22 protein-coding genes are annotated in these 26,780 nt (G+C 36.9%); 10 read left to right on the top strand and 12 right to left on the bottom strand.

The window, feature by feature from the left end; genetic code table 11:
• Positions 1-14 precede the first annotated feature (14 nt).
• The 11 genes from I5M32_RS02220 to I5M32_RS02270 form a co-directional block, all read right to left on the bottom strand.
• Positions 15-296 carry an antibiotic biosynthesis monooxygenase gene (locus tag I5M32_RS02220; protein WP_200584539.1) on the bottom strand — a complete coding sequence of 94 codons (282 nt, stop codon included), beginning with the start codon at positions 294-296 and terminating at the stop codon, positions 15-17.
• Between the two features lie 66 nt (positions 297-362).
• Entirely contained in the window at positions 363-953 is a 591-nt protein-coding gene (locus tag I5M32_RS02225) for a TetR/AcrR family transcriptional regulator (protein WP_200584540.1), read from the bottom strand.
• Positions 954-1,037: 84 nt separating this feature from the next.
• Entirely contained in the window at positions 1,038-2,096 is a 1,059-nt protein-coding gene (locus I5M32_RS02230; protein WP_200584541.1) for a nucleoid-associated protein, read from the bottom strand.
• Positions 2,097-2,099: 3 nt separating this feature from the next.
• Complete coding sequence (locus tag I5M32_RS02235; protein ID WP_200584542.1) at positions 2,100-3,002, bottom strand: histone deacetylase family protein; 903 nt, start codon at positions 3,000-3,002, stop codon at positions 2,100-2,102.
• Positions 2,995-3,810, bottom strand: coding sequence for a hypothetical protein (locus I5M32_RS02240; RefSeq protein ID WP_200584543.1), 816 nt, complete (start codon positions 3,808-3,810; stop codon positions 2,995-2,997). The genes I5M32_RS02235 and I5M32_RS02240 overlap by 8 nt, the downstream gene beginning before the upstream one ends.
• Positions 3,811-3,912: 102 nt before the next feature.
• Entirely contained in the window at positions 3,913-5,172 is a 1,260-nt protein-coding gene (gene kynU, locus I5M32_RS02245; RefSeq protein WP_200584544.1) for a kynureninase, read from the bottom strand.
• Positions 5,173-5,468: 296 nt separating this feature from the next.
• Positions 5,469-5,957 (bottom strand): pyridoxamine 5'-phosphate oxidase family protein, encoded by a 489-nt coding sequence (locus I5M32_RS02250; protein WP_200584545.1) that lies wholly within the window; start codon positions 5,955-5,957, stop codon positions 5,469-5,471.
• A gap of 33 nt (positions 5,958-5,990) precedes the next feature.
• Positions 5,991-6,497: a pyridoxamine 5'-phosphate oxidase family protein gene (locus tag I5M32_RS02255; protein ID WP_234461832.1), complete on the bottom strand. Its 507-nt coding sequence runs from the start codon at positions 6,495-6,497 to the stop codon at positions 5,991-5,993.
• A gap of 230 nt (positions 6,498-6,727) precedes the next feature.
• Positions 6,728-7,447: a ZIP family metal transporter gene (locus I5M32_RS02260; protein WP_200584546.1), complete on the bottom strand. Its 720-nt coding sequence runs from the start codon at positions 7,445-7,447 to the stop codon at positions 6,728-6,730.
• Positions 7,448-8,020 (bottom strand): phosphatase PAP2 family protein, encoded by a 573-nt coding sequence (locus I5M32_RS02265; protein WP_200584547.1) that lies wholly within the window; start codon positions 8,018-8,020, stop codon positions 7,448-7,450.
• Complete coding sequence (locus I5M32_RS02270; protein ID WP_200584548.1) at positions 8,020-8,751, bottom strand: SAM-dependent methyltransferase; 732 nt, start codon at positions 8,749-8,751, stop codon at positions 8,020-8,022. The genes I5M32_RS02265 and I5M32_RS02270 overlap by 1 nt, the downstream gene beginning before the upstream one ends.
• A gap of 112 nt (positions 8,752-8,863) precedes the next feature.
• Here I5M32_RS02270 and glmM point away from each other — a divergent pair, with 112 nt between their 5' ends.
• From glmM to I5M32_RS02295, 5 genes are all read left to right on the top strand, one after another.
• Entirely contained in the window at positions 8,864-10,246 is a 1,383-nt protein-coding gene (gene glmM, locus I5M32_RS02275) for a phosphoglucosamine mutase (RefSeq protein ID WP_200584569.1), read from the top strand.
• A gap of 346 nt (positions 10,247-10,592) precedes the next feature.
• Positions 10,593-11,726: a cysteine desulfurase family protein gene (locus tag I5M32_RS02280; protein ID WP_200584549.1), complete on the top strand. Its 1,134-nt coding sequence runs from the start codon at positions 10,593-10,595 to the stop codon at positions 11,724-11,726.
• Positions 11,727-11,966: 240 nt separating this feature from the next.
• Positions 11,967-12,176 (top strand): hypothetical protein, encoded by a 210-nt coding sequence (locus I5M32_RS02285; RefSeq protein ID WP_200584550.1) that lies wholly within the window; start codon positions 11,967-11,969, stop codon positions 12,174-12,176.
• Positions 12,177-12,270: 94 nt separating this feature from the next.
• On the top strand, positions 12,271-13,179 hold the full coding sequence (locus tag I5M32_RS02290) for an MBL fold metallo-hydrolase (RefSeq protein WP_200584551.1): 909 nt from the start codon (positions 12,271-12,273) through the stop codon (positions 13,177-13,179).
• Between the two features lie 35 nt (positions 13,180-13,214).
• Positions 13,215-13,643 (top strand): GNAT family N-acetyltransferase, encoded by a 429-nt coding sequence (locus tag I5M32_RS02295; protein ID WP_200584552.1) that lies wholly within the window; start codon positions 13,215-13,217, stop codon positions 13,641-13,643.
• Positions 13,644-13,693: 50 nt separating this feature from the next.
• Here I5M32_RS02295 and clpB read toward each other — a convergent pair whose 3' ends face one another.
• On the bottom strand, positions 13,694-16,291 hold the full coding sequence (gene clpB, locus I5M32_RS02300; protein WP_200584553.1) for an ATP-dependent chaperone ClpB: 2,598 nt from the start codon (positions 16,289-16,291) through the stop codon (positions 13,694-13,696).
• A 261-nt stretch (positions 16,292-16,552) separates the two neighbouring features.
• On the opposite strand from clpB, the gene I5M32_RS02305 reads away from it, so the two are divergent.
• The 5 genes from I5M32_RS02305 (at position 16,553) to I5M32_RS02325 (ending at position 26,131) form a co-directional block, all read left to right on the top strand.
• Positions 16,553-17,569, top strand: coding sequence for a LacI family DNA-binding transcriptional regulator (locus I5M32_RS02305; protein ID WP_200584554.1), 1,017 nt, complete (start codon positions 16,553-16,555; stop codon positions 17,567-17,569).
• 387 nt (positions 17,570-17,956) lie between these two features.
• Positions 17,957-20,938, top strand: a complete 2,982-nt coding sequence (locus I5M32_RS02310; protein ID WP_200584555.1) for a SusC/RagA family TonB-linked outer membrane protein — start codon at positions 17,957-17,959, stop codon at positions 20,936-20,938.
• A gap of 42 nt (positions 20,939-20,980) precedes the next feature.
• Positions 20,981-22,570 (top strand): RagB/SusD family nutrient uptake outer membrane protein, encoded by a 1,590-nt coding sequence (locus I5M32_RS02315; protein WP_200584556.1) that lies wholly within the window; start codon positions 20,981-20,983, stop codon positions 22,568-22,570.
• 18 nt (positions 22,571-22,588) lie between these two features.
• Positions 22,589-23,614, top strand: a complete 1,026-nt coding sequence (locus I5M32_RS02320; RefSeq protein ID WP_200584557.1) for a SusE domain-containing protein — start codon at positions 22,589-22,591, stop codon at positions 23,612-23,614.
• A gap of 72 nt (positions 23,615-23,686) precedes the next feature.
• Positions 23,687-26,131, top strand: coding sequence for a glycoside hydrolase family 31 protein (locus I5M32_RS02325; protein ID WP_200584558.1), 2,445 nt, complete (start codon positions 23,687-23,689; stop codon positions 26,129-26,131).
• Positions 26,132-26,780 lie beyond the last annotated feature (649 nt).

The following is a 26,780-nucleotide window of genomic DNA, read 5'->3' on the forward strand; positions in this document are numbered from 1 at the left end:
AGATTGTCAATTAACTATAATATTCCGGTTTCAAGCTGATCCAAATAAATAAATTCAGGCGATATAACTCCAGCTTCCGCTCTAATTTTGATGAGCTTTGGCGATTCGAAAAAAGCCTTTGCCTTCTCTAAAGATGACCAAACAGAAAAATGAACAATTCTGTTTATGTCGTTTTCGGCTTTCAAAACTTGATAAGAAATTTCTCCAGCTTCTTTCCTGATTCCCGATGCATTATCAAAAATTGTTTTCCAAGTGGCATAGTTTTCTATCTCGTGAATAATTAATACATATTTCATTTCTTACATAATTAATTTTTAATCAATAATTAATATACCAATCGGTATATATTATATTAAATTTTTTTATTGTGCTATGTCTCTAATCATTTTTTCTAGAAAATCCATGGTTATATTTAATACTGTTGAACTACCGGTAACTTTAGCTTGCATTACTGCCCCTTCAATGATAGACATTAGAATTATAGAGAACTCCAAAGCGTTTGTCTCCGCTTTTATTTCTTTCTTTTCTATACCTATTTGGATATGCTTTTCTAAAGATAATTGCCATGAGTTGAGGGCCTTTGTAGCTTTTTTTCTCAGCATGGGATGGGTATCATCAGCTTCTGTGGACGTATTCAATATGGGACAGCCTGATTTTAGAAATGGTATGTTAAGAAAATTTCGATATGTTTCAGGATATACCAATAGCTTATCAATTATTCTTGAATGGACAGCAATTTTTTCTCTTATATAACTTGCAATTTTTCCAAAGTTATGGTCAAAAGCCAACAATGCTACTTCATCTTTATTTTTGAAATTCCCATAGATACTCCCTTTGGTTAAACCCGTTGCACTCATAATATCATTTAAGGAGGTTCCTGCATATCCTTTAGTATTGAATATTGGAGAGGTTTTTTCAATTATAAATTGCCTTGTTTTTTCTGCTTTAGACATATATTATCTTAATTGATATGCAAGTATAAATAAAAAATACCAAAAGGTATATTTTATAGAGAAATCTTTTGAGGCGATAAAAAACTAAGTTTCTTTATTATAAAACAAAGTGATGTAATTCATCCCCTTAGCTTCATCAAATCCCTGTTCCAGTAATTGCCTATCGCCATGGATGTAAACGTGGAAGTTTTTATCCAATTTTAAAACCGATTTATAGCTGCTTTTTTGTTTCATCACGGCCTGGCCAGATATTTCAAAACCACTACTGATAGGGGAATCAAATTCTTGCTCATAGCTTTGCACCATCTCTTTAAATGATTTTGCAGCTACCTCATTGCCAATTACTTCGTCAGAAAATTCATCCATATCAAATTGCTCTTTTTCTTTAAAATACTTCATAGATTTATTGAGCAGATCAATTTTATCGGGATTAGAGATTTGAAAATCGTCATCGATCTTTTCTTTAACAAAGTTTTTATAAAGCCCTAAAACATTGGTGGTTTGGTTGAAACTGTCATTCCTGATTTTCAGTTTCAGAAAATCATCTTTCCAATAAACTGCAGCTTCTGGGGTTTTATTGGTTTGATCGATCACGGCAACTTTATAACCTTCTTCGTTTTCTGTATTGATGATCAAGCAGCCTTTATCCAATTTTTGGATATTGATGGCTTCCCGCTCGTAGTTGATGAAAAAACCGTCCCCATCTGGATAAACCTTTAGATAAGTCTCTTTGGTCTCGGATTTAAAAATACCTATTGCTTGGTGCAGTTCTCCCTCAATCTGCACTTGATCAAAGAATGCGATATAAACTTCGCCCGATTTTATTTTTGGATGCGTAGAAACATCAAACAAATGCCTGGTAATCTGCTGACTCATTTCATGAAAACTTTCGGGTTGCCCAAAGCATTTTTTAGCGAAATTATAAATCTCGTTGAGCGCTAAATCTTCGCTAGAATGCGTAAAGCGATAAATCTCATTTACTTTTTCAAAAGGCTTTAAAAAGTAGGTCATCAGCAAATTATTCAGCGTTTCATCTTTGATGGACAAAGGAGCATCAGAAAGCGTTAAATATTCGTCTTGGGATTTATTACCGGCCTTATGAACGGAAAGATTTTGTAAAGAAGTTTCGAAATATGTGATCATGAATTAAAAATATAGCTCGTTTGCCACTTTGTAGGTATTGCAATGCGCATCAACGATCACTTTAATATCAGCCGAATAACCACCTCCCATACTTACCTGTACCGGGATGTTCCTTTTTTTACAAGCCTCAAAAACTAAAGTATCACGCTGTTTGCAACCTTCAATAGTAAGTGCAAGTTTACCTAATTTATCGCTACCCAGCACATCCACACCAGAAAGAAAAAACACAAAATCTGGTTTTAAGGTATCAAAAAGCTTTGGTAAAGTTTCTGAAACAATTTTTAAATATTCATCATCTCCAATACCATCGGGCAAGCCGATATCCAAATCAGATTTTTCTTTACGGAAAGGGAAATTCTTTTCGCCATGGACAGAGAATGTAAAAACTTGGGCGTTATGCTCAAATATTTGTGCCGTTCCATTCCCTTGGTGCACATCTAAATCAATAATTAAAATAGACTTTGCTAAATTATTTTGGAGCAGGTAATTTGCTGCAATGGCTTGGTCGTTCAATAAACAAAAACCTTCGCCCCAATTACTGCCCGCGTGGTGGGTGCCTCCCGCTACATTAAAAGCAACACCAAAATCCATCGCAAAATGGCAGCAATCAATGGTTCCTTGGGCAATACGTAATTCTCTTTCTACCAATTGTGCCGATAGGGGAAAGCCGGTTCGTTTTTCTTCTTGATAGCTTAAGTTAAGGTTTTTGAGTTTTTCCCAATAAGCTTTTTCATGTGGCGGACAAATCCACTTTTCGTTTAAAATTTCTGGGGAGAAAAGATTTTGATCGTTAATGATGCCTTCATGTTTTAATTGAAGTGGGATCAACTCATATTTAAGCATCGGAAAACGATGCCCCTCTGGTAATGGATGCGCATAAATTGGGTCGAATGCGATTTTAAGCATTCTGGGAGATTTCCTTTTTCTTATAGATTATATTTTTTATAATCATGCTTATAACAATAATTGCAATAAAGCCCAATGCAAAATCGCAGACATTAATTACACTTGAGTATAGAACGTCATCTATTTGAACTCTTTTTATCCTAATCCCATAAACAGACCAAACAGCCACCAATCCAAAAAATACATTTCTTTTGAAAACCACTATAAAAAAGGATACTAAAGCAATCACTATAATCATAATTTGAGCCCATAAAGATTCTGGGATACCAAACCCGCTCCAACCGATCGACGTTAAATATAATGAGATATTAGCCACGTTTGCCACGCATAACCAAGCGAAATAAATGCTCAATGGAAATTGTGTAAACAGTTTATTATAAAATGATTTATCTATATCAAACAGATTCAATTTGATGAAAATCATCAAAAGAGTAATGAGTTGGATGATGATCAAAATCATGGACACCAACAGATATTCATAAGTAAAGGCAAATACCCAAAAAGTGGTAGCAATGTTATTGATGATGAACAGATTACCGATTTTTAATATGGCCTGACTAGCTTCTGAATGGACATTATCTTTATAAGCTTTTATCAAATGATAAATGGTAAACCCAAATAGCGATAAATAAATTAGGCCCCAAATGGCAAAGGTAATCCCTGCGGGTGTAAAAACAGTGGCATATTTATCAGAAATATCTGCATTGGTTACGCCTCCAAATATCTTAAGCTGACTTAAGTTAGAGACCGTAAATGCAATCACAAAGAAAACAAGATTTAAAATAGCTAGGCTTTTTACTTTTTTCATAATGATTATTTAGTTTGTTAAGTGGTTAGTACTTAATTTCCATATTATAAATTCTTGCTTCTTTTCTCTTGCTTCTCACATCTCACTTCTTTTCTCTAGCATCTAAACCAAAGCTTGCCCAAATTTATAAATTTCTTCAAAAGTATTATAAAGTGGTATAGGGCTAATCCTTATTACATTGGGTTCTCGCCAATCGCCAATAATATTTTTGGCTACTAAAGCATCAAAAGTTTGTTTCCCGTTTTCTTTACAGATGATAGAAAGTTGCGCACCCCTAGCTCCGGGATTTTTTGGGGTAATAATTTTGAAGGTTTCCTCGCCCTTTTCCTCGTTTACTTTATTGATGATGAACTCTAAATAAGCGGTTAACCCAATACTTTTTTGTCTTAAATTCTCAAAACCTGCATCATTCATTATCTTAAGGGCGGCTTTATGGGCGGCCATCAATAAAATAGGGCTTGTGCTCACTTGCCAACCTTCTGCACCAGTTTCTGGCACAAAACCCTTTTCCATTTTAAATCTTTTATCTAGTTGGTATCCCCACCAACCCGCTAATCGGTTAACATCGGTTTTAAAATGTTTCTCGTGAACAAATATCCCTGCAATGCCACCCGGGCCAGAGTTCATGTACTTATAAGAACACCAACAGGCAAAATCAACCCCCCAATCATGAAGTTTTAGCGGTACATTCCCTGCTGCATGAGCCAAATCTAAACCTACCATTGCCCCAATCTGATGCCCTGCCTCGGTAATGGCTGCCAGATCAAAAAACTGCCCGGTATAATAATTTAGCCCCCCAAAAAGAATTAAGGCAATTTCATCTTGGTTTTGCTCAATTTTTGAAAGTATATCTTCTGTTCTTAAAATGTCTTCTCCTTCTCTTGGATAGATTTCTATCACGGCATCTTCGTATTCATAACCCCTAGTTTTTACATGAGATTCTATGGCATATTGATCAGATGGGAAAGCGCCACCTTCCATTAAAATCTTTATTTTTTTGCCTTTCGGCTGATAAAAACTTGTGAGCAGTAAATGGAGGTTTATTGTTAAACTGTTCATGCAGGTTACTTCAGTGGGTTTTGCACCTACAATGGGGGCCAAAAGTTCCTTAATTTCATGATGATAGTTTAACCAATTTTGTTCCCCTCTAAACCAACCTTCTACTGCATGGTTTTGCCAAATTGCTAATTGTTTTGAAATTTCTGTAGCCGCAGATCTGGGTTGTAAACCCAAAGAATTCCCGCAAAAATAGATGAGTTGCTCTCCATTTCTTTCCGGAATCAAAAACTCGTTCCTAAAAGGAGCAATTTTATCTTCTTTGTCTTGTACTTGAGCAAATGCCAAAGAGTTTTCTAATTGCATATTTTATTAATCACAGGGGCTTATGATTTATACCACAAAATACATAAAGGTTTTGTTTGTTGTTAGGGGTAAAATTTTTAACCGCTGAGTACACAAGGTTAAGTATCTAAAATAATTTTAGTTTTAAAATCCTGTTATCCTAAAATCGTTTAAATACCGATTCTGAAAATGTTAATAACAGAGGATGCAAAGCTAACAGGGTTGAAGGTCTTAAAATTGGCCTAAAGTCTCTTTATTCCTTAATGTTCAAAAATACGCTCTTTTAACTCTGAGATTTTTTCCGTGTTTTAAAGAACTCATAGCTCCAAATTCCCATGCTCACCTTCATCGTAAGGCTCTCCGGTAATCAAAGATTTTGCGGCATTGAATAAGAAAACCATTTTACTGGAAGTGCTATCCCAATATTCGGCGCTTTTTATATCCGCTTTTATTAAGGAGAGTTTTGGGTCTTCCAGGCCTTCTGGAAACCAAACTTTTATCATGGGGTTAAACAGTTCCTCCATTTTTACCCTGTCTTTAGAAAGACTGGCATCTGCTTTTAATACCACATAATTATTTTTATCGGTATTGGAAAAACTGATGTTAATCTCATTGTTTTCTGATATTTCGTCAATTTTAGAAGAATACTCATTGGTAAAAAAATAGATGGTCCCGTCATCTTCCATCTCTTGGTAGGCCATTGGCCTGGTGTGTATTCCCTTACCTTTGTTATAAGTACTCATCATACATATTCTAGAACCTTTTAATAAGTCTTTCAGTTTTTTTAGATGCTCTTGATTTTTCATAATCGTATTTGTTTTTAAGTGATGTTTAAATAATCAATCAACAAAGTTGATTGCTTGATGCTCGCCTTGATCATAAGTTTTGCCTTTAACAATGGCTTTTAGCATATTAAAAAGAACTACCATATCACTTTCTGCGGTATCCCAATATTCTGCTTTTAAAACCTCAACTTTGATCAACTTTAAATTAGGGTCGGTTTTACCTTCCGGAAACCAAGCTTTACAGGCGGGTACCCAAAGCTGGTTTATTTTGTTTTGGTCTTCTATTAAATACAACCTGCCATTTAAGCTGATATAGGTGTTATTTTCTGGGTTGGTATAGGTAACAGAAACCCTATTGTTTACTTTTATATCATGTGCATCTGGCGTATGCTCGTCAGAAAAGAAAAACAGATTTCCTTCGTCGTCATATTCCATGGTGTTCATGGGGCGGCTATAAAAATCACCACTGGCCCTTAAGGTGGTGATCATGGCTACATTTACCATGTCTATCAATTTTCTAAGCTTTTCTATGCTAGCTTTCTTATCGTTTACGGTCATCATCTGTTTATAAAACTTTGATTAATGCTTTATGTTTGTACAGTTGCAAGTTTATTGCCAAAACGATCATATCCATTTATAAAATTTGTTAAATGGGTTATGGATAGTAAAGAACTTGTTTTTTATTCTTTTGATACTGAAGAATTATAAAAGAGATGGTTTCTTAACGATAGGATTATTAGGGAAGCAGGTATCGACTAGATTTTTTATCATTCGGTTTTTGTTATCATAAACTAATGCGCCTCTAAGAAATAACCAACCAATGCAATAGAAATCCCGATAAAAACGGCAATGGTTTTTTTTATGCTAAATTTATGATCTACGCTAGATTCGAATAAAATAGTGGTAGAAATGTGTAAGAAGATACCTATTACCACTCCCATAATATAAGGATAGTAATTCCCCATGCTTTGGATGTTGCCGTTGCTTAAACTATAGCTTAGGATGTAGCCCAACGGAGACATTGCCGCAAATACAACCAATAAAGCAATTACCGTATTTTTTTTAATATGGTTTCCTATCAGAACGCTGCCCAATGCAAAAGCGGCCGGAATATGGTGTATCGCAATGCCATAAACCAATTCTTGGTTATTTTTTACGGTTAAAGGCATTCCTTCTAAAAAAGCATGAAAGCACAAACTAAGCATGATGCCCCAAGGGAAGCTTTGTTGATGATTATGAGCGTGGATATGGCCATGTTCTATACCTTGGGAAAACTGTTCTAACAATATTTGAAGAATAAACCCTCCCAATATAAACAAGCCAACCAAATGTTTTTCATCTCCGGCATAAACATCTGGCAATAAATGCAGTATGGTAATGGCAAAAAGGTAGGCACCGCTAAAAGAAAGTATCAACTTAAGGTTGTTATTGTTGTTGTTTTTAACAACAAACACGGCTAAACCGCCCAATAAGGCACAGCCCGCTAAAAGCGTGATAAAAAAAATACTCATTTATTGATGATCAAAAATAGGTAATACTTTAACGCATAATTTCCCCATCAGAAACCCGATTAGGGAACCTATGAGCATCCCGATAAAAACATCTATAGGGAAATGTACCCCAACATAAACTTGGGCAAAAGAAATTGCGCCCGCCCATAAAATGCCGGTATAAATTATCCATCGCCATCTTTTATAGAAAACCGTAATCATAAAAATTGCCATTGCAAAATGATCTGTTGCGTGTGATGATGGAAAGCTTTTGCCTGTGCCACAACCCACTCTTAAAACTACTTCTTGCTTATAGGATGCTTCTTGGCATGGCCTATCCCTGTTTACCAACGGTTTAATGATGCCAGCGCTCAAAAAATCGGCAAGGCCAACCGCCGCCGCAAAAAACAGAATGAAATAAAATCCCTTTAGCCGATAGTTGTAAATAAAATAGATCAATATAAAGGCATACAAGGGGGTCCAATTTTTTTTCTCCCTGATCAAAGGCATCAACCAATCAAAAAAAGCATTGCCCATCCCATAATTTATGGTATGAAAGATATGGTGGTCTAATTTTAAAAGTGCCTCTAACATTACAATTTCTTACAAATAAAAATCAAACGGTCTGATTGATTGACATCGAATTTATTCAAGTGATAATCGCCAAAAGTATCTAAAACCTCAAAGCCCGCGGCAGTAAATAAAAGAGTAAAATCTGCCTGTTTAAAATCTTTTACTTTCTCATTGAAAGAAAAATGCTTGTTCTTATGTTCAAAATTGATGGTCTTTATGATTTTTCCATCTACAACGGTCCTGCTAATATGAAACGCTATGCCATCAACCTCTTTAACTTCACGGGTTACCAAATGGTTGATTATTTTTTGGCTGTTCATATAATCAAAAACTAATTTACCATCTTTTTTTAAAGATTTTCTAAAAGTTTTAAGTGCGTTTATGTGGTCTTTGTCTGTCTCAAAATATCCAAAACTGGTAAAAAGGTTAAAAGCAAAATCGAAATAATTGATGTAAAAGAGGTAACGCATATCATGCACAAAAAAATGAAGTTTTTTGTTTTCAAATTGCTGGGCAAATTTAATGCTCCCCAAAGAAAGATCAATCCCGGTAACATCATACTCTTTTTTATTGAGGTAAATGGCGTGTCTGCCGCGTCCACAAGCAATATCAAGCATCTTAGCATCTGCGCCAGGTTTTAAATGGGCGCAAAGGTTATCAATAAAAAGTTCGGCTTCTTCATCATCACGTTTTTTATAAAGGATGTGGTAGTAAGGAGAATTGAACCAGTTTTGAAACCATTTCTTGGGCATAGCAAATTTTTTGATCTACAAATATAGAGTTTTCGCATTTGTGGGGATGTTTAAAATAACATCTATCATAAATGATATTATTTTTACTTTTGAAAATCTAAAATATATCAAATTGACACTCATAAAATCAATCTCCGGGATAAGGGGAACAATAGGAGGGCAAGCAGGCAACGCTTTGACCCCGACAGATATCGTAAAATTTACCACCGCTTTTGGTAACTGGGTTATAGAAAAAACCGGGAAGAAAAAAATTGTTGTAGGTAGGGATGCCCGTATTTCTGGCGAGATGGTAAGGAATTTAGTAGTTGGTACGCTACAAGGAATTGGTATCGATGTAGTTGATCTAGGTTTATCTACCACGCCAACCGTAGAGATTGCCGTACCTGATGAGAATGCCGGCGGTGGCATCATCATTACCGCAAGCCATAACCCCAAACAATGGAATGCGCTAAAACTTCTTAATCACGAAGGAGAATTTATCAATGATGTTGAGGGAAAAAAAGTGTTGGAAATTGCAGAAAATTTAGATACCGATTTTGCCCAGGTTGATGATCTAGGGAAAGTAACCTTTGATGATTCTTATCTTCAAAAGCATATCGATAAAATATTGGCCTTGCCTTTGGTTGATGCTGATGCCATAAAAGCAGCAAAATTTAAAATCGCTATAGATTGCGTAAACTCTAGCGGTGGGATATTTGTACCTTCTTTACTAAAGGCATTGGGCGTAGAAACGGTTTTTGAATTATACTGTGAGCCTGATGGGCATTTTCCGCACAACCCAGAGCCTTTGCCAGAAAATATCACCGCTTTGTGCAATGAGGTTACAAAAAACAATGCCCATTTAGGTATAGTTGTGGATCCAGATGTAGATCGTTTATGTTTTATATGTGAAGACGGAACCCCGTTTGGCGAAGAATATACTTTGGTTGCTGTTGCAGATTATATCCTAAAAAACAATAAGGGAAATACGGTTTCTAATCTTTCTTCTACCAGGGCGTTAAGAGACGTTACCGAGAATGCTGGTGGAGAGTATAAAGCATCTGCAGTTGGCGAAGTAAACGTGGTTACTTTAATGAAAGAATGTAATGCGGTAATCGGGGGCGAAGGGAATGGCGGTGTAATTTATCCAGAGTTACATTATGGCAGGGATGCTTTGGTTGGCATCGCTTTGTTTCTAACGCACTTGGCCAAATATGGCAAAGCTATTTCTGTTTTAAGGGCTAGCTATCCATCTTATTTTATATCTAAAAACAAGATCACGTTAACCCCAGAAATGGATATCGATAAATTGTTGTTATCCGTTGAAGAGAAATACAAATCACAACCGCATTCTACCATTGATGGCTTAAAGATAGAGTTTGATAAACAATGGGTACACCTCAGAAAATCGAATACAGAACCGATCATCCGCATTTACTCAGAATCAACATCTGAAACAGCAGCAGAAGGTTTGGCCAATAAAATTATTGAGGATATAAAGTTGTTTTTGAAGTAGGGTAAAATAATGATCTAAGGATAGATTGAAATAATTAATGGTAAAAAGGGTGGAACGAAGAAATGAGTAATTGAAACTGAAGGAGCAAGGATTATTAAGCGGCAAATTTTTTTGATGGAAATCTTGATCGAAGCCGGAATAATCTTCTTAAACCAAATAAAGTCTTTAATTAAAGAAGGCACAGAGATCTTAAAAGTTGTAGCATCAGCCAGGAAGAAAGTTTCAAGTTTAAAAATTTGTAGGTTTTAACCTAAAGATCGTAAGTTTGTAGGTTATAATTAAGGCTATTCTTTCAAAATTCAATCATTCTCTCATTTATCAATTCAATCATTCAAAATTAATCACCATGCGAGTATATTTAGATAATGCGGCCACAACACCTTTAGATAAAGAAGTAATGCAAACGATGGTGGGCGTTATGGAAAACCATTATGGCAACCCATCATCTATCCATGCGCATGGTAGGGAAGTGCGTACCTTGGTAGAAAAAGCGAGGAAAACCGTGGCAAACCTACTAAATACGGCCCCTGCAAATATATTTTTTACTTCTGGCGGTACCGAAGCCGATAATACCGCTATAAAATGCGCTATTGAAGATTTTGGGATCACACATGCCATCACTTCCAAAATTGAGCATCATGCCGTTGGGCATACTTTAGAATTATTAGAAAAACAAGGGAAGATAAAATTGAGCTATGTTGATCTAGATCAAAAAGGAAATATAGATTATATCCATTTAGAGAAACTGCTCCAAAACAATGGGCGTTCTTTGGTTTCTTTAATGCAGGCGAATAACGAATTAGGGAATTTAACTGATATAGAAAGGGTCGGGGAGTTATGTGAGAAATACAACGCTATTTTCCATTCTGATACGGTGCAAACCATGGGGCATTATAAACATGATCTAAGCAAATTAAAAGCTCATTTTATTGTTGGTGCTGCACATAAATTACATGGGCCAAAAGGAGTTGGCTTTTTATATGTAAATCCATCTATCAAAATAAAACCGATGATCAACGGAGGGGCGCAAGAAAGAAATATGCGTGGCGGTACAGAGAATGTTTACGGCATTGTGGGTTTTGCAAAAGCTTTAGAAATGGCTTACGCCGATATGGAGCAGCATAAAAACCATATCCAGGCTTTAAAATCTTATATGATAGAACAGCTGAAAAAAACCATTCCAGATATACATATCAACGGAGAAACCGAGGCTGATAAAAGTTTATATACGGTTTTAAATGTTTGCTTCCCAAAAATGGAAATGGCAGATATGCTCCTTTTTAATTTGGATATCAACGGTATATCAGCATCAGGCGGTAGTGCTTGTTCCTCGGGATCAAACATCGGTTCCCATGTTTTAACCGCCATAAACGCAGATCCAGAAAGGCCTTCTGTTAGGTTCTCTTTTTCTAAACTGAATACAAAAGAAGAAATTGATTATACGGTGGAAAAGTTGAAAGAAGCATTTGGTGAAAAGTAAAAAGTATTTAATAATCTTTACAAGTCATGCTGAATTTATTTCAGCATCGCATTTACAGATTCTTAAACTGTAACCGTGTAAAAACTCATTCTGATAATATTCCGATTGGCGAGCTGGCTAACTGAATGACATCAATTTTTGAGTCAACATATTTCTTTTTAAATCTTTTATACACTCTTGGCAAGTTATTTGTTTCCTTATCAATAACGATCTATTTTTTAAAAATTAAAAAAAGAAACCATGTCACAAAGTCCAGTAGAGAAACTAAACAAGATAAAAGAAGAAGAGTTAAGGTTAAAAGAACAAAAAATCGCTAATGGCGAAACCGTAGAAAACTCTGATAACAGTTTGGTAAACGAGAAAAAAGGCTCTTACAGTGTTACCCCTGGTGATAAGAGCAGGACCCATAAAGGCTCCATAGGCATAGATAGGGATGTTACAGGGATTTAACAAAAATTTTATCTTTAAAAAAAGCGTTCTATAAAACAGATCGCTTTTTTTGTTGTTTCAGATTATACTTGTTTAAACATATAATTTTTAAAAAATGGAAAGAAGAAAATTTTTAATGGGTTCTGGCTTAACCATAGCAGCTTTAGCCTTAAACAAATTTACATCATTTGCATCTATGAAAGACTTTGCCGCCGCATACAACATCAAGATGATCAACGATAAAATGGGCGTTTTTACAGAGCAGGGTGGCACTATTTTGTTTTTATTATCAGATAAAGGTTTGATCGTTGTAGATTCGCAGTACCCAGATCCTGCAAAACACCTGGTTGCAGAATTGAAGAAAAAATCTGACAAACCCTTCGATTTATTGATCAATACCCATCATCATGGTGATCATACCAGTGGCAATATTGTTTTTAAAGGTTTGGTTAACGAGGTTGTGGCACATAAAAATTCTTTAAAAAACCAAAAAAAGGTTGCTGCAGATGCGGCTGCTGCAGGTAAAACTATTGTAGAGCAATATTACCCAACATCAACTTTTGAAAAAGATTGGAATTATAAAATTGGTAAAGACAGCATTAAAGCATACTATTTTGGAGCCGGGCATACCGATGGAGATGCCATGATTCATTTCCCAGAACATAAAGTGGTGCACATGGGCGATTTAGTTTTTAACCGCCGCTTTCCTTACATTGATAAAACCGCCGGTGCAGATATACATAGTTGGATAAAAGTGTTGGACAAGGCTATGGCAACTTTCGGGAAGGACACTACTTACGTATTTGGCCATGCTTTAGACCCAGAAGAAATTGTGGGTAATATCGACGATCTAAAAGCTTACCAAAATTATCTCCAAAAATTATTGGTTTTTGTAGCTTCTGAAATGAAAGCCGGGAAATCTAAAGAAGAAATTATGAAAGCCACTTTTATACCCGGGGCAGAAGAATGGAAAGGCGAAGGGATTTCTAGGAGTTTGGATGCCGCCTACCAAGAATTGAGTTAAATGTTTTGTACTAAATTTGATAATTATTTTTGTGGATGGATGATATTAAAGTTTTTAAGGTTAGCTCTGATGATGATTTAAAAAAGGTTTATCAAATAAGAACAACCGTTTTTGTAGAAGAACAAAACTGCCCACCAGAGTTAGAATGGGAAAACGAAGATGTTTCCACACATTTTTTAGCAACTTATGATCAACAACCTGCAGCTGCTTGCCGTTGGAGAGAGACAGAAAAAGGTTTCAAACTAGAAAGGTTTGCAGTTTTGCCACAATTTAGGGGAAAAGGCATAGCCACAGAAATGATCAAGACCGTAATTTCTGATTTGCCCAAAAAAGCCGGTTACATTTATCTTCATGCCCAAGTTACCGCTATGCCGTTATATCAAAAATCGGGGTTTAAAGCAGTTGGCGATATGTTTGAAGAAGCAGGGATACAACATTTTAAAATGGTTTTAAGCAAAAATTAAAATCCCTGATCGTAATTTGCGATCAGGGATCTGTTTTACAGAAACCAATATTATTTACCCTCGTTCATAAAAACAAAGTTATGGTCAAACATATCTAGTTTTATTTTGCTATCCTTGTCTACTGTTCCCGCCAAAATCTGTTTAGATAGTTCGTTCAATATTCTTTTTTGGATAACCCTTTTTAAGGGCCTTGCACCAAACTGAGGGTCATAACCTAGTTCTGCCAGCCAATCTAACGCTTCTTCAGAAGCATCAATGGTAATTCCCATTTCTGCCAAAGATTTTTGCACACCAACAAATTGCAGCTTTACGATATCCCTGATCTCATTTCTATTTAAAGGGGTAAACATGATGATTTCATCGATCCTGTTTAAAAACTCTGGACGGATAGATTTCTTCAACAGTTCAAAAACCTCGTTTTTGGTTTTTGCTACCACTTCGTCCCTGTTTTCATCAACTAAAAGACTAAAATTCTCTTGTATTAAATGAGAACCGATATTAGATGTCATGATGATGATGGTATTCTTGAAGTTTACCACCCTTCCTTTATTATCAGTTAAATGGCCATCATCCAACACTTGTAACAAAATGTTAAAAACATCGGGATGCGCTTTTTCAATCTCATCAAACAAAATAACAGAATAAGGTTTTCTTCTAACGGCTTCTGTCAACTGTCCGCCCTCATCATAACCCACATATCCCGGAGGTGCACCAATTAATCTGCTAACGGCATGGCGTTCTTGATATTCGCTCATATCGATCCTTACCATGCTATGTTCATCGTTAAAAAGAAATTCTGCCAATGCTTTGGCCAACTCTGTTTTACCAACACCCGTTGTTCCCAAGAAAATAAAAGAGCCGATCGGTTTCTTTTGGTCGCTTAAACCAGCCCTAGATCTACGGATTGCATCGGCTATGGCCTCAATTGCCTCAGACTGCCCCGCAACCCTCTTATGCAGCTCATCTTCTAAATGCAACAATTTCTCACGTTCACTGGCTATCAATTTATTTACGGGAATGCCTGTCCACCGGGCAACAACCCCCGCAACATCTTCAGAAGTTACCTCTTCTTTTAACATTCTGTTATCAGAAGTTTTGCTTTCTAACTCGGCTTTAAGTTTATCAACCTCCTCTTGTGTTTCTTTTATCCTTCCGTAGCGTATTTCGGCAACTTTGCCATAATCGCCGGCTCTTTCGGCTTGTTCTGCTTCTAATTTTAGATCTTCAATAGACTCTATTTTTGTATTTACGGCATCCACCAAATCTTTTTCGCCCTGCCATTTAGCTTTTAATTCGTCCCTTTCAGAAGATAGATCTGCAATTTCTTTAGAAAGATCGCTTACTTTTCTTTCGTCTTTTTCTCTTTTTATCGCTTCACGCTCTATTTCTAACTGCATGATCTTCCTATCCAATTCATCAACCGCTTCCGGTACAGAATCCATTTCCATACGCAATTTAGAAGCCGCTTCGTCCATTAGATCAATGGCCTTATCTGGTAAAAAACGATCAGAAATATAACGTTGAGAAAGTTCAACGGCAGAAATAATGGCCTCATCTTTTATCCTTACCTTATGGTGGGTTTCGTAGCGTTCCTTTAATCCACGTAAAATGGAAACCGCATCTGCAGTATCTGGTTCTTCAACCATTACCTTTTGAAAACGACGCTCTAAGGCCTTGTCTTTCTCTAAATATTTTTGATATTCGTTTAAGGTTGTTGCCCCAATGGCTCTTAATTCGCCCCTGGCTAATGCTGGTTTTAAAATGTTTGCAGCATCCATTGCTCCTTCGCCACCACCAGCGCCCACCAAAGTATGTATCTCATCAATAAATAAAATAGTTTCCCCGTCGCTGTCGCTCACTTCTTTGATCACGGCTTTTAAGCGTTCTTCAAACTCGCCTTTATATTTTGCTCCTGCTATTAAAGCGCCCATATCTAAAGAATAAACCACTTTAGATTTTAAGTTTTCGGGTACATCGCCTTTGATGATCCTGAAAGCGATACCTTCTGCAATTGCGGTTTTACCAACACCGGGCTCGCCAATTAAGATCGGGTTGTTCTTGGTTCTACGGGATAAAATCTGTATCACACGGCGTATTTCCTCATCACGCCCGATAACTGGATCCAACTTCCCTGATTCTGCATATTCGTTTAGGTTGCGGGCATATTTATTTAAAGCCTGATAAGTAGCTTCGGCATTTTGATCGGTAACTTTTGCGTCGCCACGCAAGGCGGTAATGGCCTTTTTCAAGTCTTTTTCGTTAACGCCTTGGTCTTTTAGAAGCGAAGCGGTTTTATCGCCAGCGTTTAAAATCCCTAAGAGAAGATGCTCTACAGACACAAACTCATCCTTAAATTCTTTTAGGCAAGATTGTGCCTTTTGTAAGGTGGAATTTGCGGCATTTGAAAGGTAAACATTGCTTCCGCTAACTTTTGGGTAAGTAGAAATAAGATCATCTAAAGATTGATTGAGATGATTGATATTGACATTCAGTTTCTTTAGTATATAACCTACCACGTTTTCATCAACAGAAAGCAAGGCCTTTAAAATATGGGCATTTTCTATAGATTGTTGTTGAAAACCGGTGGTAATCTCTGAAGCCTTTTGAACGGCCTCTTGTGCTTTTATAGTGAAATTATTAAAGTTCATAGTTTTTTTCCTCAAAACGTTAGCATCAAAAATAAAACCACTTTGATCAATAAGCAACAAACTGAAATTTTGACATAACTAATTGATTTTAAATGACTTTTTGACGGTTTATTAATAAACAAAAGGTAATTTTATCATGTTTTGAGATGTCATTTTTTCTTAGATACCATTTAATGTTAAAGACATTTAGGGTAGGCAAATCAAAATCGGAAAATTATCTTTTATATTTGGGGCTAATAAATAAATCCTACATTTAATTTTATGGATGGTATCAATATAAAGCAACTCGCAGAAGCTTTAAATCTTTCTACTTCTACAATTTCTAGGGCTTTTAGAAATAGCAGCGGTATTAAGCAGCATACCAAAGATTTGATCTTATCAAAAGCCAAAGAGTTAAATTACCAGCCAAACCATTATGCAAGCAACCTTAGGGACCAAAAAAGCAAAACAATTGCGGTTATTGTACCAGAGTTGGCAAACAATTATTTCTCGCAGGCCATACATGGTATAGAGCAAGTTGCAAGGGCAAATGGATACAATATCTTAATTTATTCTACAGATGATGATCTGGAAAAAGAGATGGACTTTATAAAACATTTGCACAACGGTAGGGTAGAAGGAATCATCATGTCGGTTTCTGGCGAGGCAGAGAACCATAATTATTTGAACGATTTTGGGGCAAGGAGATTGCCCATGGTGCAGTTTGATAGGGTTTATGACGATATTGATACCCCAAAAATAATCACGGATGATTATGAGAGCAGCTTTATAGCAACAGAACATTTGATAGAGCAAGGCTGTAAGAGGATAGGGTATTTGGTGGTAAAGAAAGATCTTTCCATAGGTAAAACCCGCGAGATGGGGTATATAGACGCATTAAAAAAACACCATATCAATTATAAAGAAGAATTGATCATAGATTGCTCTAATAGTTATACAGAGAACGACCCAATTATTAAAAAAGCTTTGAAAGACCTGAAATTGGACGGCATATTTGCATCTGTAGAAAGGTTGGCCTTTGCAACCTACTATGCCAGTTATGATCTAAATATTAAAATACCCCATGATCTAAAAGTGATCAGCTTTTCTAGTTTAGAAATTGCACCATTATTAAACCCATCGCTTACCACAATTACGCAACCAGCGGTAGAGATAGGTAACTTATCGGCTAAATTATTGTTCGATATTTTGCAAGATAAAAAAGAGATAAGCTTTGCAAAAGAAAAGGTGGTTTTAAACTCAAAAATCATCTTTAGAAACTCCACAAAATCGGCTTAAAAAACCAAAAAAATAAGTCGGAAAAAAAATCAAAAACTATCGGCACTTAGTGTTATTTAGGCAGAATTTTTGAATATTTTCGGGAACGTTCCCTAAAAATGACACTCAGATTAAGGGAACGTTCCCTTTTTTGGGTAAGATTTTAACAGGTGTATATTAAACACTATCTTATATAAAATTTATGGTTTAAATATTTGTTTTACAGCTATTTATAAATTAATTGATTTATAATTTTTAACCAAAATATATAACCTAAAATCAATGGGTTTTAGCGTAAAAAAAAATAATTCAGAAAAATTTTTATTTATGAAATGCAATTGTACATTGGCAATGTGTAAAAATTAAAAATTTTACCCCCAATTATAAACGATAAAAAATCTAAAAAAAATGAGAAAAAGTTACATGCTAAAACATGGTCTTTTTTTGCTGATGTTTTTGTTAGCAATTAAGGTGTTTGGCCAAAGCGGATCTATTACCGGTAAGGTTGTAGATGAAAACAATCTTCCGTTGCCGGGTGCGTCTGTAAAAATTAGCCAAACTAAGGCAACCTCTACAGATGTAAACGGTAATTACCGTTTTACTGATGTTAACGGACAGGTAACGGTAACCGTAAGTTTTATTGGCTACCAAGATCTTAGCCAACAGGTACTTGTTAACGGAAGTACTGTTTTAAACTTCAAATTGAAACCGAGTTCTACTTTGTTAAATGAGCTGGTGGTAATTGGTTATGGTACCACAGAACGTAAAAATGTTACGGGGTCTGTTGCAACGGTTAATGCAAAAGATTTTAGAAAAGGTACCATATCTAGTCCAGAGCAACTGATACAAGGTAAGGTAGCCGGTGTTGCCATTACACAAAACAGCGGGCAACCGGGTGGTGCTAGTACCATCAGGATCAGGGGCGGTGCATCTTTAAATGCCAGCAACGATCCCTTAATCGTAGTTGATGGTGTGCCATTGAGCGGTAATTCTATCGGGAATGCCCCAGGACCACTATCGCTCATCAATCCTAACGATATTGAAACCTTTACCATTTTAAAGGATGCCAACGCAACGGCAATTTATGGTTCTAGAGCTTCTAACGGCGTAATTTTAATTACCACCAAAAAAGGTTCTTCTGGCAAGCCGATGGTTAACGTAAGTACAAACAATTCTGTTGCTACGGCAAATAATACCATCAATGTATTATCTCCCTCCCAAATTAGGGATTATGTAAATGCCAACCCAACAGCAACTTACGGGAAAGACAATAATGGTAAAGATTTACTTTTTACAGATTTGGTAGGTAATGCCAATACAGATTGGCAAAATGTAATTTATAGAACAGCCCTTACCACAGATAATAACGTGAGCATATCCGGAACAACCAAAAAAGTGCCTTACCGTGTGTCTGTTGGATATTTAGATCAGCAAGGCCTATTGCAAACAGATAAATTTAATAGAACATCTGCCGCCATAGGGCTTTCTCCAAAGTTTTTTGATAACCATTTAAAGGTTGATCTAAACTTAAAAGGGGCTTTAACAAAATCTCACTTTGCAAACGCCGATGGAATACAAACTGCGATTCAGTTTGATCCAACCCAACCTGTACGCACCACTAATGATTTTGGTAATTATTACGAATGGCTAAGATCTGATGGCACCGTGAACCCGAACGCCCCTCGTAATCCACTTGGTTTAATAGATTTAAAAGATAACAATGGTAAGGCAAACAGAAGCTTCGGTAACCTTGCTTTAGACTACTCTTTACCTTTTTTACCAGAACTTCATGCTAACCTTAATGTAGGCTATGATGTTTCTAAAGGAACCGGAAATATATTTGTCCCAACTTTTGCGGCTCAAAGTATTGGCACACAAGGTTCAATCTCTCAATCTAAAAACACAGAGAACAATAAATTCTCTGAGTTTTATTTAAGTTACAACAAAGATTTAAAATCTATCAATAGCAATATTAACGCTACGGCAGGTTATGGTTATTATGATAACTCTAAAACCACCGATTTCTATACCAGTTTTAAAGGTACGGGCGAGGTGTTGACAGAACCTAAATTCCCGTTCTCTACGGATAGGGACAAACTACTGTCTTATTATGGAAGGGTGGTTTATACCTTAGATAATAAATATATCGTATCCGGTACCATGAGGGCAGATGCTTCTTCTAAATTCTCACCTAATAACCGTTGGGGATACTTCCCTTCTGTAGGTTTTACTTGGAGGGCCATTAACGAAAGTTTTTTGAAAAACAGCAAAACACTATCTGATCTAAAGTTGAGGTTAAGTTACGGCCAAACCGGTAATAAAGATGGCATAGGTTATACAGATTATCTTTCTAAGTATTATGCCAATAGCAATACCGGACAGTACAATGTAGGCGGTACATATTATGATTATTATAGCCCTGCCGGTTATGATCCAGATCTAAGATGGGAAACTACCACAACTTATAATACAGGTTTAGATTATGGTTTCTTAAAAGGTAGGTTATATGGAAGTGTTGATGCCTATTATAAAAAAACCAAAGATTTGTTAAGTACCGTAAACATCCCGGTAGGTACAAACTTTAGCAATTTGTTAACCACCAATGTGGGTAATATGGATGTTAGAGGTTTAGAAACTAGTATTAACTTTAAAGCTATCGCAAAAGAAAAGCAAAATTGGGATCTGGGTTTAAACTTTGCATTTAACAAAAGAAAGGTTACTAACTTAACGCTTAACCCAGATCCTGGATCTAAGGTTAGCGCAGGTGATATAGCGGGTGGTACGGGTATAACTTTAAAGTATAATGCCGTAAACCAAATACCCGGGTCTTTCTTTGTTTACAAACAAGTTTACGATAGCGCAGGTAAACCAGTAGAGGGTTTATATGCAGATTTAAACAAAGATGGTGTAATCAACACAAATGACCAGTATTTTTATAAATCACCAGACCCAACTTTTACGCTTGGTTTTAATACTGCCTATACCTATAACAAGTGGACAATTAGTACCTCTTTAAGAACTTATCTAGGCAACTATATTTATGATAACGTTTCTTCTAACTTTGGGGTGCGTTCTAATATTTTAAGTCCTGCTGGTGTTATTAACAATGCCAGTGTAGATTTCTTAAAAACCAATTTTAAAACCAATCAATACTTAAGTGATTATTATATCAAGAACGCCTCGTTCTTAAAAATGGATAACCTTGGTTTAAGTTATGATTTTGGCAATTTAGGAAAGAATACAGGTAACTTTAGGGTCAGTGCAAATTGCCAAAATGTATTCACGGTTTCTAAATACAAAGGTTTAGATCCAGAAAACAATACAGGTATCGATTATAATTTATATCCAAGGCCTAGAACTTTCACATTAGGTTTAAACCTCGGATTTTAATCAATATTAATTAAGGATATGAAATTATTAAATTATAAAAACATGAAATCATCGTACAAAAGTATTATTGCTTTAAGTTTTGTTGCTTTAGCTTTAGATGCTTGTAAAAAAGAAGATTTGAATACGTTTCCAACTAATGATGTAACCTCAGAAAAGGTGTATGCCACGCCAGCAGGTTATAAGCAAGAGATGGTAAAACTATATGCGGCCTATGCTTTAACAAGCCCTAGCGGAGCAGATAACAGCGAAATTGGGGGTTTAAATTCGGGTTTTGCAGATTTTTTGCGTTTGTTTTGGACTTCCCAAGAATTAACAACAGATGAGGCCATTTGTGCCTGGGGCGATACTGGCATCCCAGATCTAGATCAGTCTCTTTGGACAGCCGATAACCAGTTTTTAAGAGGTTTGTACTCTAGAAGTTTGTTACAGATCACTTTTTGTAATGAATTTTTAAGAGAGAGTACTCCAGAAAAATTGGCCAGTAGAGGAATTAGCGGTGCCGATGCGGATAACGTAAAAACATATAGGGCAGAGGCAAGGTTTTTAAGGGCTTATCAATATTGGGTATTGATGGATGCGTATGGTAATCCTCCATTTGTTACTGAGAACGATAATATTGGTAAAATTGCCCCAAAACAGATCACCAGGGCTAAATTGTTTGATTACGTAGAATCTGAATTGAAAGCTATTGAGCCAGATTTGAAAGACGCAAAAACAAATGAGTACGGAAGAGCAGATAAAGGTGCAGATTGGGCATTGTTGGCAAGATTATATTTAAACGCACAGGTTTATACCGGGGTAGCTAAAAACACAGAGGCCATTACCTACGCAAGCAAAGTGATCAATGCGGGTTATTCTTTAAAATCAAATTACAAGGATCTATTTTTAGAAGATAATGATAAGAATAACGATGAAACTATTTTAAGCATCAATTATGATGGCGTAAAAGGAACTAATTACGGCGGTACTACCTTTTTGATCAATGCTGGCATCAATGCAGATATGAACCCGGCCTCATTTGGTGTTCCTTCTGGTGGGTGGGGAGGTAATAGAACCCGCCAAAATTTACCTGCGCTTTTCCCAGATCCAAATGGTACGCAAGATAAGAGAGGTGCTTTCTTTGGGTCTAAAAATAACGTGGAAGATGTTGCCGTTTTTACCGATGGGTTAAGGGTTACCAAATTCAAAAACGTAACTTCTACGGGGCAGCCTGGGCCATCATTAAACGGAACTTTTAGTTCTTTGGATTTCCCATTATTCCGCTTGGCAGAACAATATTTAATTTATGGGGAAGCGGTGGCAAGAGGCGGCACCGGCGGTACCTTAGCAAATGCTTTAATTTATGTTAATAAATTAAGGGACAGGGCTTATGGAAATACCAGCGGAGATGTTTCAGCTACTGATTTAACTGTTGATTTTTTTCTTAATGAAAGAGGTAGGGAATTATATTGGGAAGGTTTTAGAAGAACAGATTTAGTGCGTTATGGTAAATTTACCAGTGGCAGTTATTTGTGGCCTTTTAAAGGTGGTACAAAAGCCGGGACAGCCTTACCTGCCTATAGAGATTTGTACCCACTCCCAACTGCAGATATCATCGCAAATTCTAATTTAACCCAAAACACAGGTTATTAATCAATAAAAATTAAGAACATGAAAAAGATATTTCATAAAATTTTGCCACTTGGCTTTATGATGTTGGCTTTTGTTGCTTGTAAAAAAGACGAGGTAAAGACAATAGTTAACCCGGGCGAAGGAAGTACGTTAAGTGTTTCTGCCAATAATGTAGTGCTAGATAAAAGTATGTTAGATAAAAATGTAGTAACATTTAATTTAACAGCAGCAAATTTTGGTTACAATGCAGCGGTTACCAATGTTTTACAATTAGCGGCAAAAGGGAGTAATTTTGCATCGCCAAAAGAAGCCATTTTACCGGCCGAAGCATTATCAAAATCTTACAATGGTTTAGATTTTAACAACCTTTTATTGAGTTTAAATTTGCCAACCGCGGTAAGTTCAGACGTAGAGGTAAGGATTAAATCTACCGTTTCTAGCAATGTAGAACCAATTTATAGTAATGTTATCAGCATGAAAGCAACGCCTTTCGCTTTAACATCTTGGATTTACGTTCCAGGAGCTTATCAGGGTTGGAACCCGGCTACTGCCGACAGTTTGATTTCTGCAACAGGGAACGGGGTTTATGTTGGTGTTATCCCGTTTGATGGGGGTAACTTTAAAATTACGCCATTAAAGAAATGGGATGTGGCCTATGGAGATGCAGGCAATGGTAAAATCAGTACATCTGGTGGCGATATCAGCTCTGGCAGTGCAGGAGCAAAACAATTAACGGTTGATTTGAATGCAAACACTATCAAGATAGACCCATTAGTTTGGGCTGTTGTAGGTAGCGGAACCGCATCGGGTTGGCCGCCAGCCTCTGGCCCATACAACGAGTTGGATATGAAATATATAAACGATGGTAAAGGTCAGTGGAAAATAACCATTCCTTTAAGTGCGGGTGGAGAGATAAAATTTAGAAAAAACCACGATTGGGGAACAAATTTTGGTGGTGATGCAAATGGAAATTTAACAGGAGATAATATCGCCGTTCCATCTGCCGGCACCTATACCATTACCTTGGATATTCCAAACAATAAATATACTTTAGTTAAAAACTAAATTATCAAAAATAATCTCGTTAAAGCCATTTATTTGGCTTTAACGAGACATTTTAATTTCTACTCTTTTGCTATGCGTTTTAAAACTCTTTTATTTTTCTTTATCCTGTTTGCCCCTTTGTTTTTAAAGGCCCAAACCAATCCTGTTTTATCGGCAGGGAACCTAACCAGTGTAAAAATTGATGGCCAAAAAATTGATTTTAAAACAGATCATGCTTTTGGGGAAATCATCGTTTACAGCCCAACTATCATTAGGGTTAGGCTCGATAAAAAAGAACTTCAAAAAGATTTTTCTTATGCAGTAATCGCAAAGCCTCTACAAACAAAAACCAATATCGCTCAAGATAATGGATCTATTACCATCCTTACAGATTCCGTAAAAGCCGTTATTAGTAAAAAGCCATATTCTGTTGCGTTTTATACGTTAGATGGTAAAATCATCAATCAAGATGAGAAAGGTTTACAAAGCAGTTGGGTTGATGATGAGGTTACCGCTTACAAGCACCTACAAAATGGAGAACGTTTTATTGGCTTGGGCGAAAAAACGGGTAATTTGGATAGGAGAGGCGAAGGTTACACCAATTGGAATACAGATGCTTTTGGTTATGCAACAAATCGCGATCCCATTTATAGCACCATTCCTTTTTACATCGGCATACACGATAATTTGAATTACGGCATTTTCTTAGACAATACCTACCAATCAGATTTCAATTTTGGGGCAAGTAATAATCGTTTTTCTTCTTTTGCCGCCCAAGGCGGAGAGTTGAACTACTATTTTATTTACCATACACATTTAGCGGATATTATTTCTTCTTACACGGCTTTAACCGGAAGGATGAAGATGCCACCGCTTTGGAGTTTGGGCTATCAGCAAAATAGGTACAGTTATTACCCCGATACCGAAGTTTTGCGAATTGCGAGAACGCTTCGCGAGAAAAAGATCCCAGCAGATGGCATTACTTTAGATATCCATTACATGGATAAATATAAATTGTTCACTTGGGATAAAGAGCGTTTTTCAGACTCAGAAGCCATGAATGATAAATTACATGACATGGGCTTTAAAACCACGGTTATTGTTGATCCCGGTATAAAAGTAGAAAAGGGTTATGATGCTTACGAAGATGGTTTTAAGAAAGACATCTTCATTAAATACCCAGACGGCAGCAATTATACAGGCCAGGTTTGGCCGGGTTGGTGCAATTTCCCCGATTTTACCAATGAAAAAGCAAGAGCTTGGTGGCGAGAAAAAGTAAAGTTTTTTGCCAATACGGGCGTTTCTGGTATTTGGAACGATATGAACGAAATTGCCACTTGGGGGCAAAAAATGCCATCCAATATCATCTTCAATTACGATGGAAAATTGGCGAGTAACAAACAAACCCATAATGTTTATGGAATGCAAATGGCCCGTTCTAGTTTTGAGGGGATGGTTGCTGCAACCAATAAACGCCCTTTTGTATTAACAAGGGCAGGTTATGCGGGTTTGCAACGTTATACCGCCATCTGGACAGGCGATAACCGCTCGGAAGATGACCATATGTTGTTAGGCGTAAGGTTATTGAGCAGTTTAGGATTGAGTGGCGTTTCTTTTACAGGGATGGATATTGGCGGTTTTACTGGCGGCCCATCGGTTGGTTTATATGCTAAATGGATTCAATTAGGAGCTTTTAATCCTTATTTCCGTAACCATACGGCAGTCAATACAAAATCTTCGGAACCATGGACTTATGGCGAAGAGGTAACGGAGATTTCTAGAAACTACATCAGCTTACGCTATAAATTGTTGCCTTACTTATATTCTACTTTTAATAAATCGGTTACCACAGGATTGCCGGTAGTGCGTAGTTTGGCCATTGATAACACCTTTGATCCTAAAATTTACGATACGCAATTCCAAAACGAATTTTTGTTTGGTCAAGCTTTTTTGGTTGCGCCATTTGAGAGTACAAAAGATTTTGGAAACATCTATTTCCCTAAAGGAGATTGGTATAACCTATATACTGGCGAATTGCAAAAAGGAAATACCGAAAAAATTGTTAGGTTAAGTTTACAGAAAATGCCTGTTTATGTGAAAGAAAGCAGTATTGTGCCTATGCAATCTTTAGTACAGAGTACTGCAGAACAACCAACCGATACGCTAACCATCAACATTTTTAAAGGAAAGATCAATAACAGTTTTGTTTATTATGAAGATGATGGAGAAAGCTACAATTACGAAAAGGGAGATTTTTACAAGCGTAAAATCAATTACGATGCGGCTAATAAAACCATTGTTTTTGATAATGTGGAAGGGAGTTTTAAATCCAAGTTCAAATACATTAAACTCATGTTCCACGGTTTTGATGCTAACGATAAAATTGAAACAGGCAAAACTTTAAAAGCAGATTTCGCTTCATTTTTAACACCAATTTCAAAGTTTGATCCACAAGGTTCTGCAAATGCGGTAGAAGGTTACAAAACGCAAAGCGTGGTTTTGGATAACGATTCAAAACGGTTTGAGATAAAATATTAGAAGAGTTTAAATCAAAATTAGGTTAAGATGTGCTATTGAGCGGAGTGTAAGGGATGTCACCCTGAGCGGAGTGTAGGGATTGTCACCCTGAGCGGAGTTTAGGGATTGTCACCCTGAGCGAAGTCGAAGGGGCGTTGGGCTTTATGCTTCGACTTCGCTCAGCATGACTACGGCTCTGTTCAGCATGTCAATCTGAGCGGAGTTTAGAGGATGTCACCCTGAGCGGAGTCGAAGGGGCGTTGGGCTTTATGCTTCGACTCCGCCCAGCATAACTACGGCTCTGTTCAGCATGACTTTCGGCTCCGCTCAGCATATCAATCTGAGCGGAGTTTAGGGGATGTCACCCTGAGCGAAGTCGAAGGGGCGTTGGGCTTTATGCTTCGACTCCGCTCAGCATAACTACGGCTCCGCTCAGCATATTACCCTGAGTGGAGTGGAAGGGATCTTACCCTAAGCGGAGTTTAGGGGATGTCACCCTGAGCGAAGTCGAAGGGGCGTTGGGCTTTATGCTTCGACTTCGCTCAGCATGACTTACGGCTTCGCTCAGCATGTCAATCTGAGCGGAGTGGAAGGGATCTTACCCTAAGCGGAGTTTAGGGGATGTCACCCTGAGCGAAGTCGAAGGGGCGTTGGGCTTTATGCTTCGACT

Origin of the sequence: Pedobacter segetis, assembly GCF_016623585.1 — a bacterium.
In the GTDB taxonomy this organism is placed as follows: domain Bacteria; phylum Bacteroidota; class Bacteroidia; order Sphingobacteriales; family Sphingobacteriaceae; genus Pseudopedobacter; species Pseudopedobacter segetis.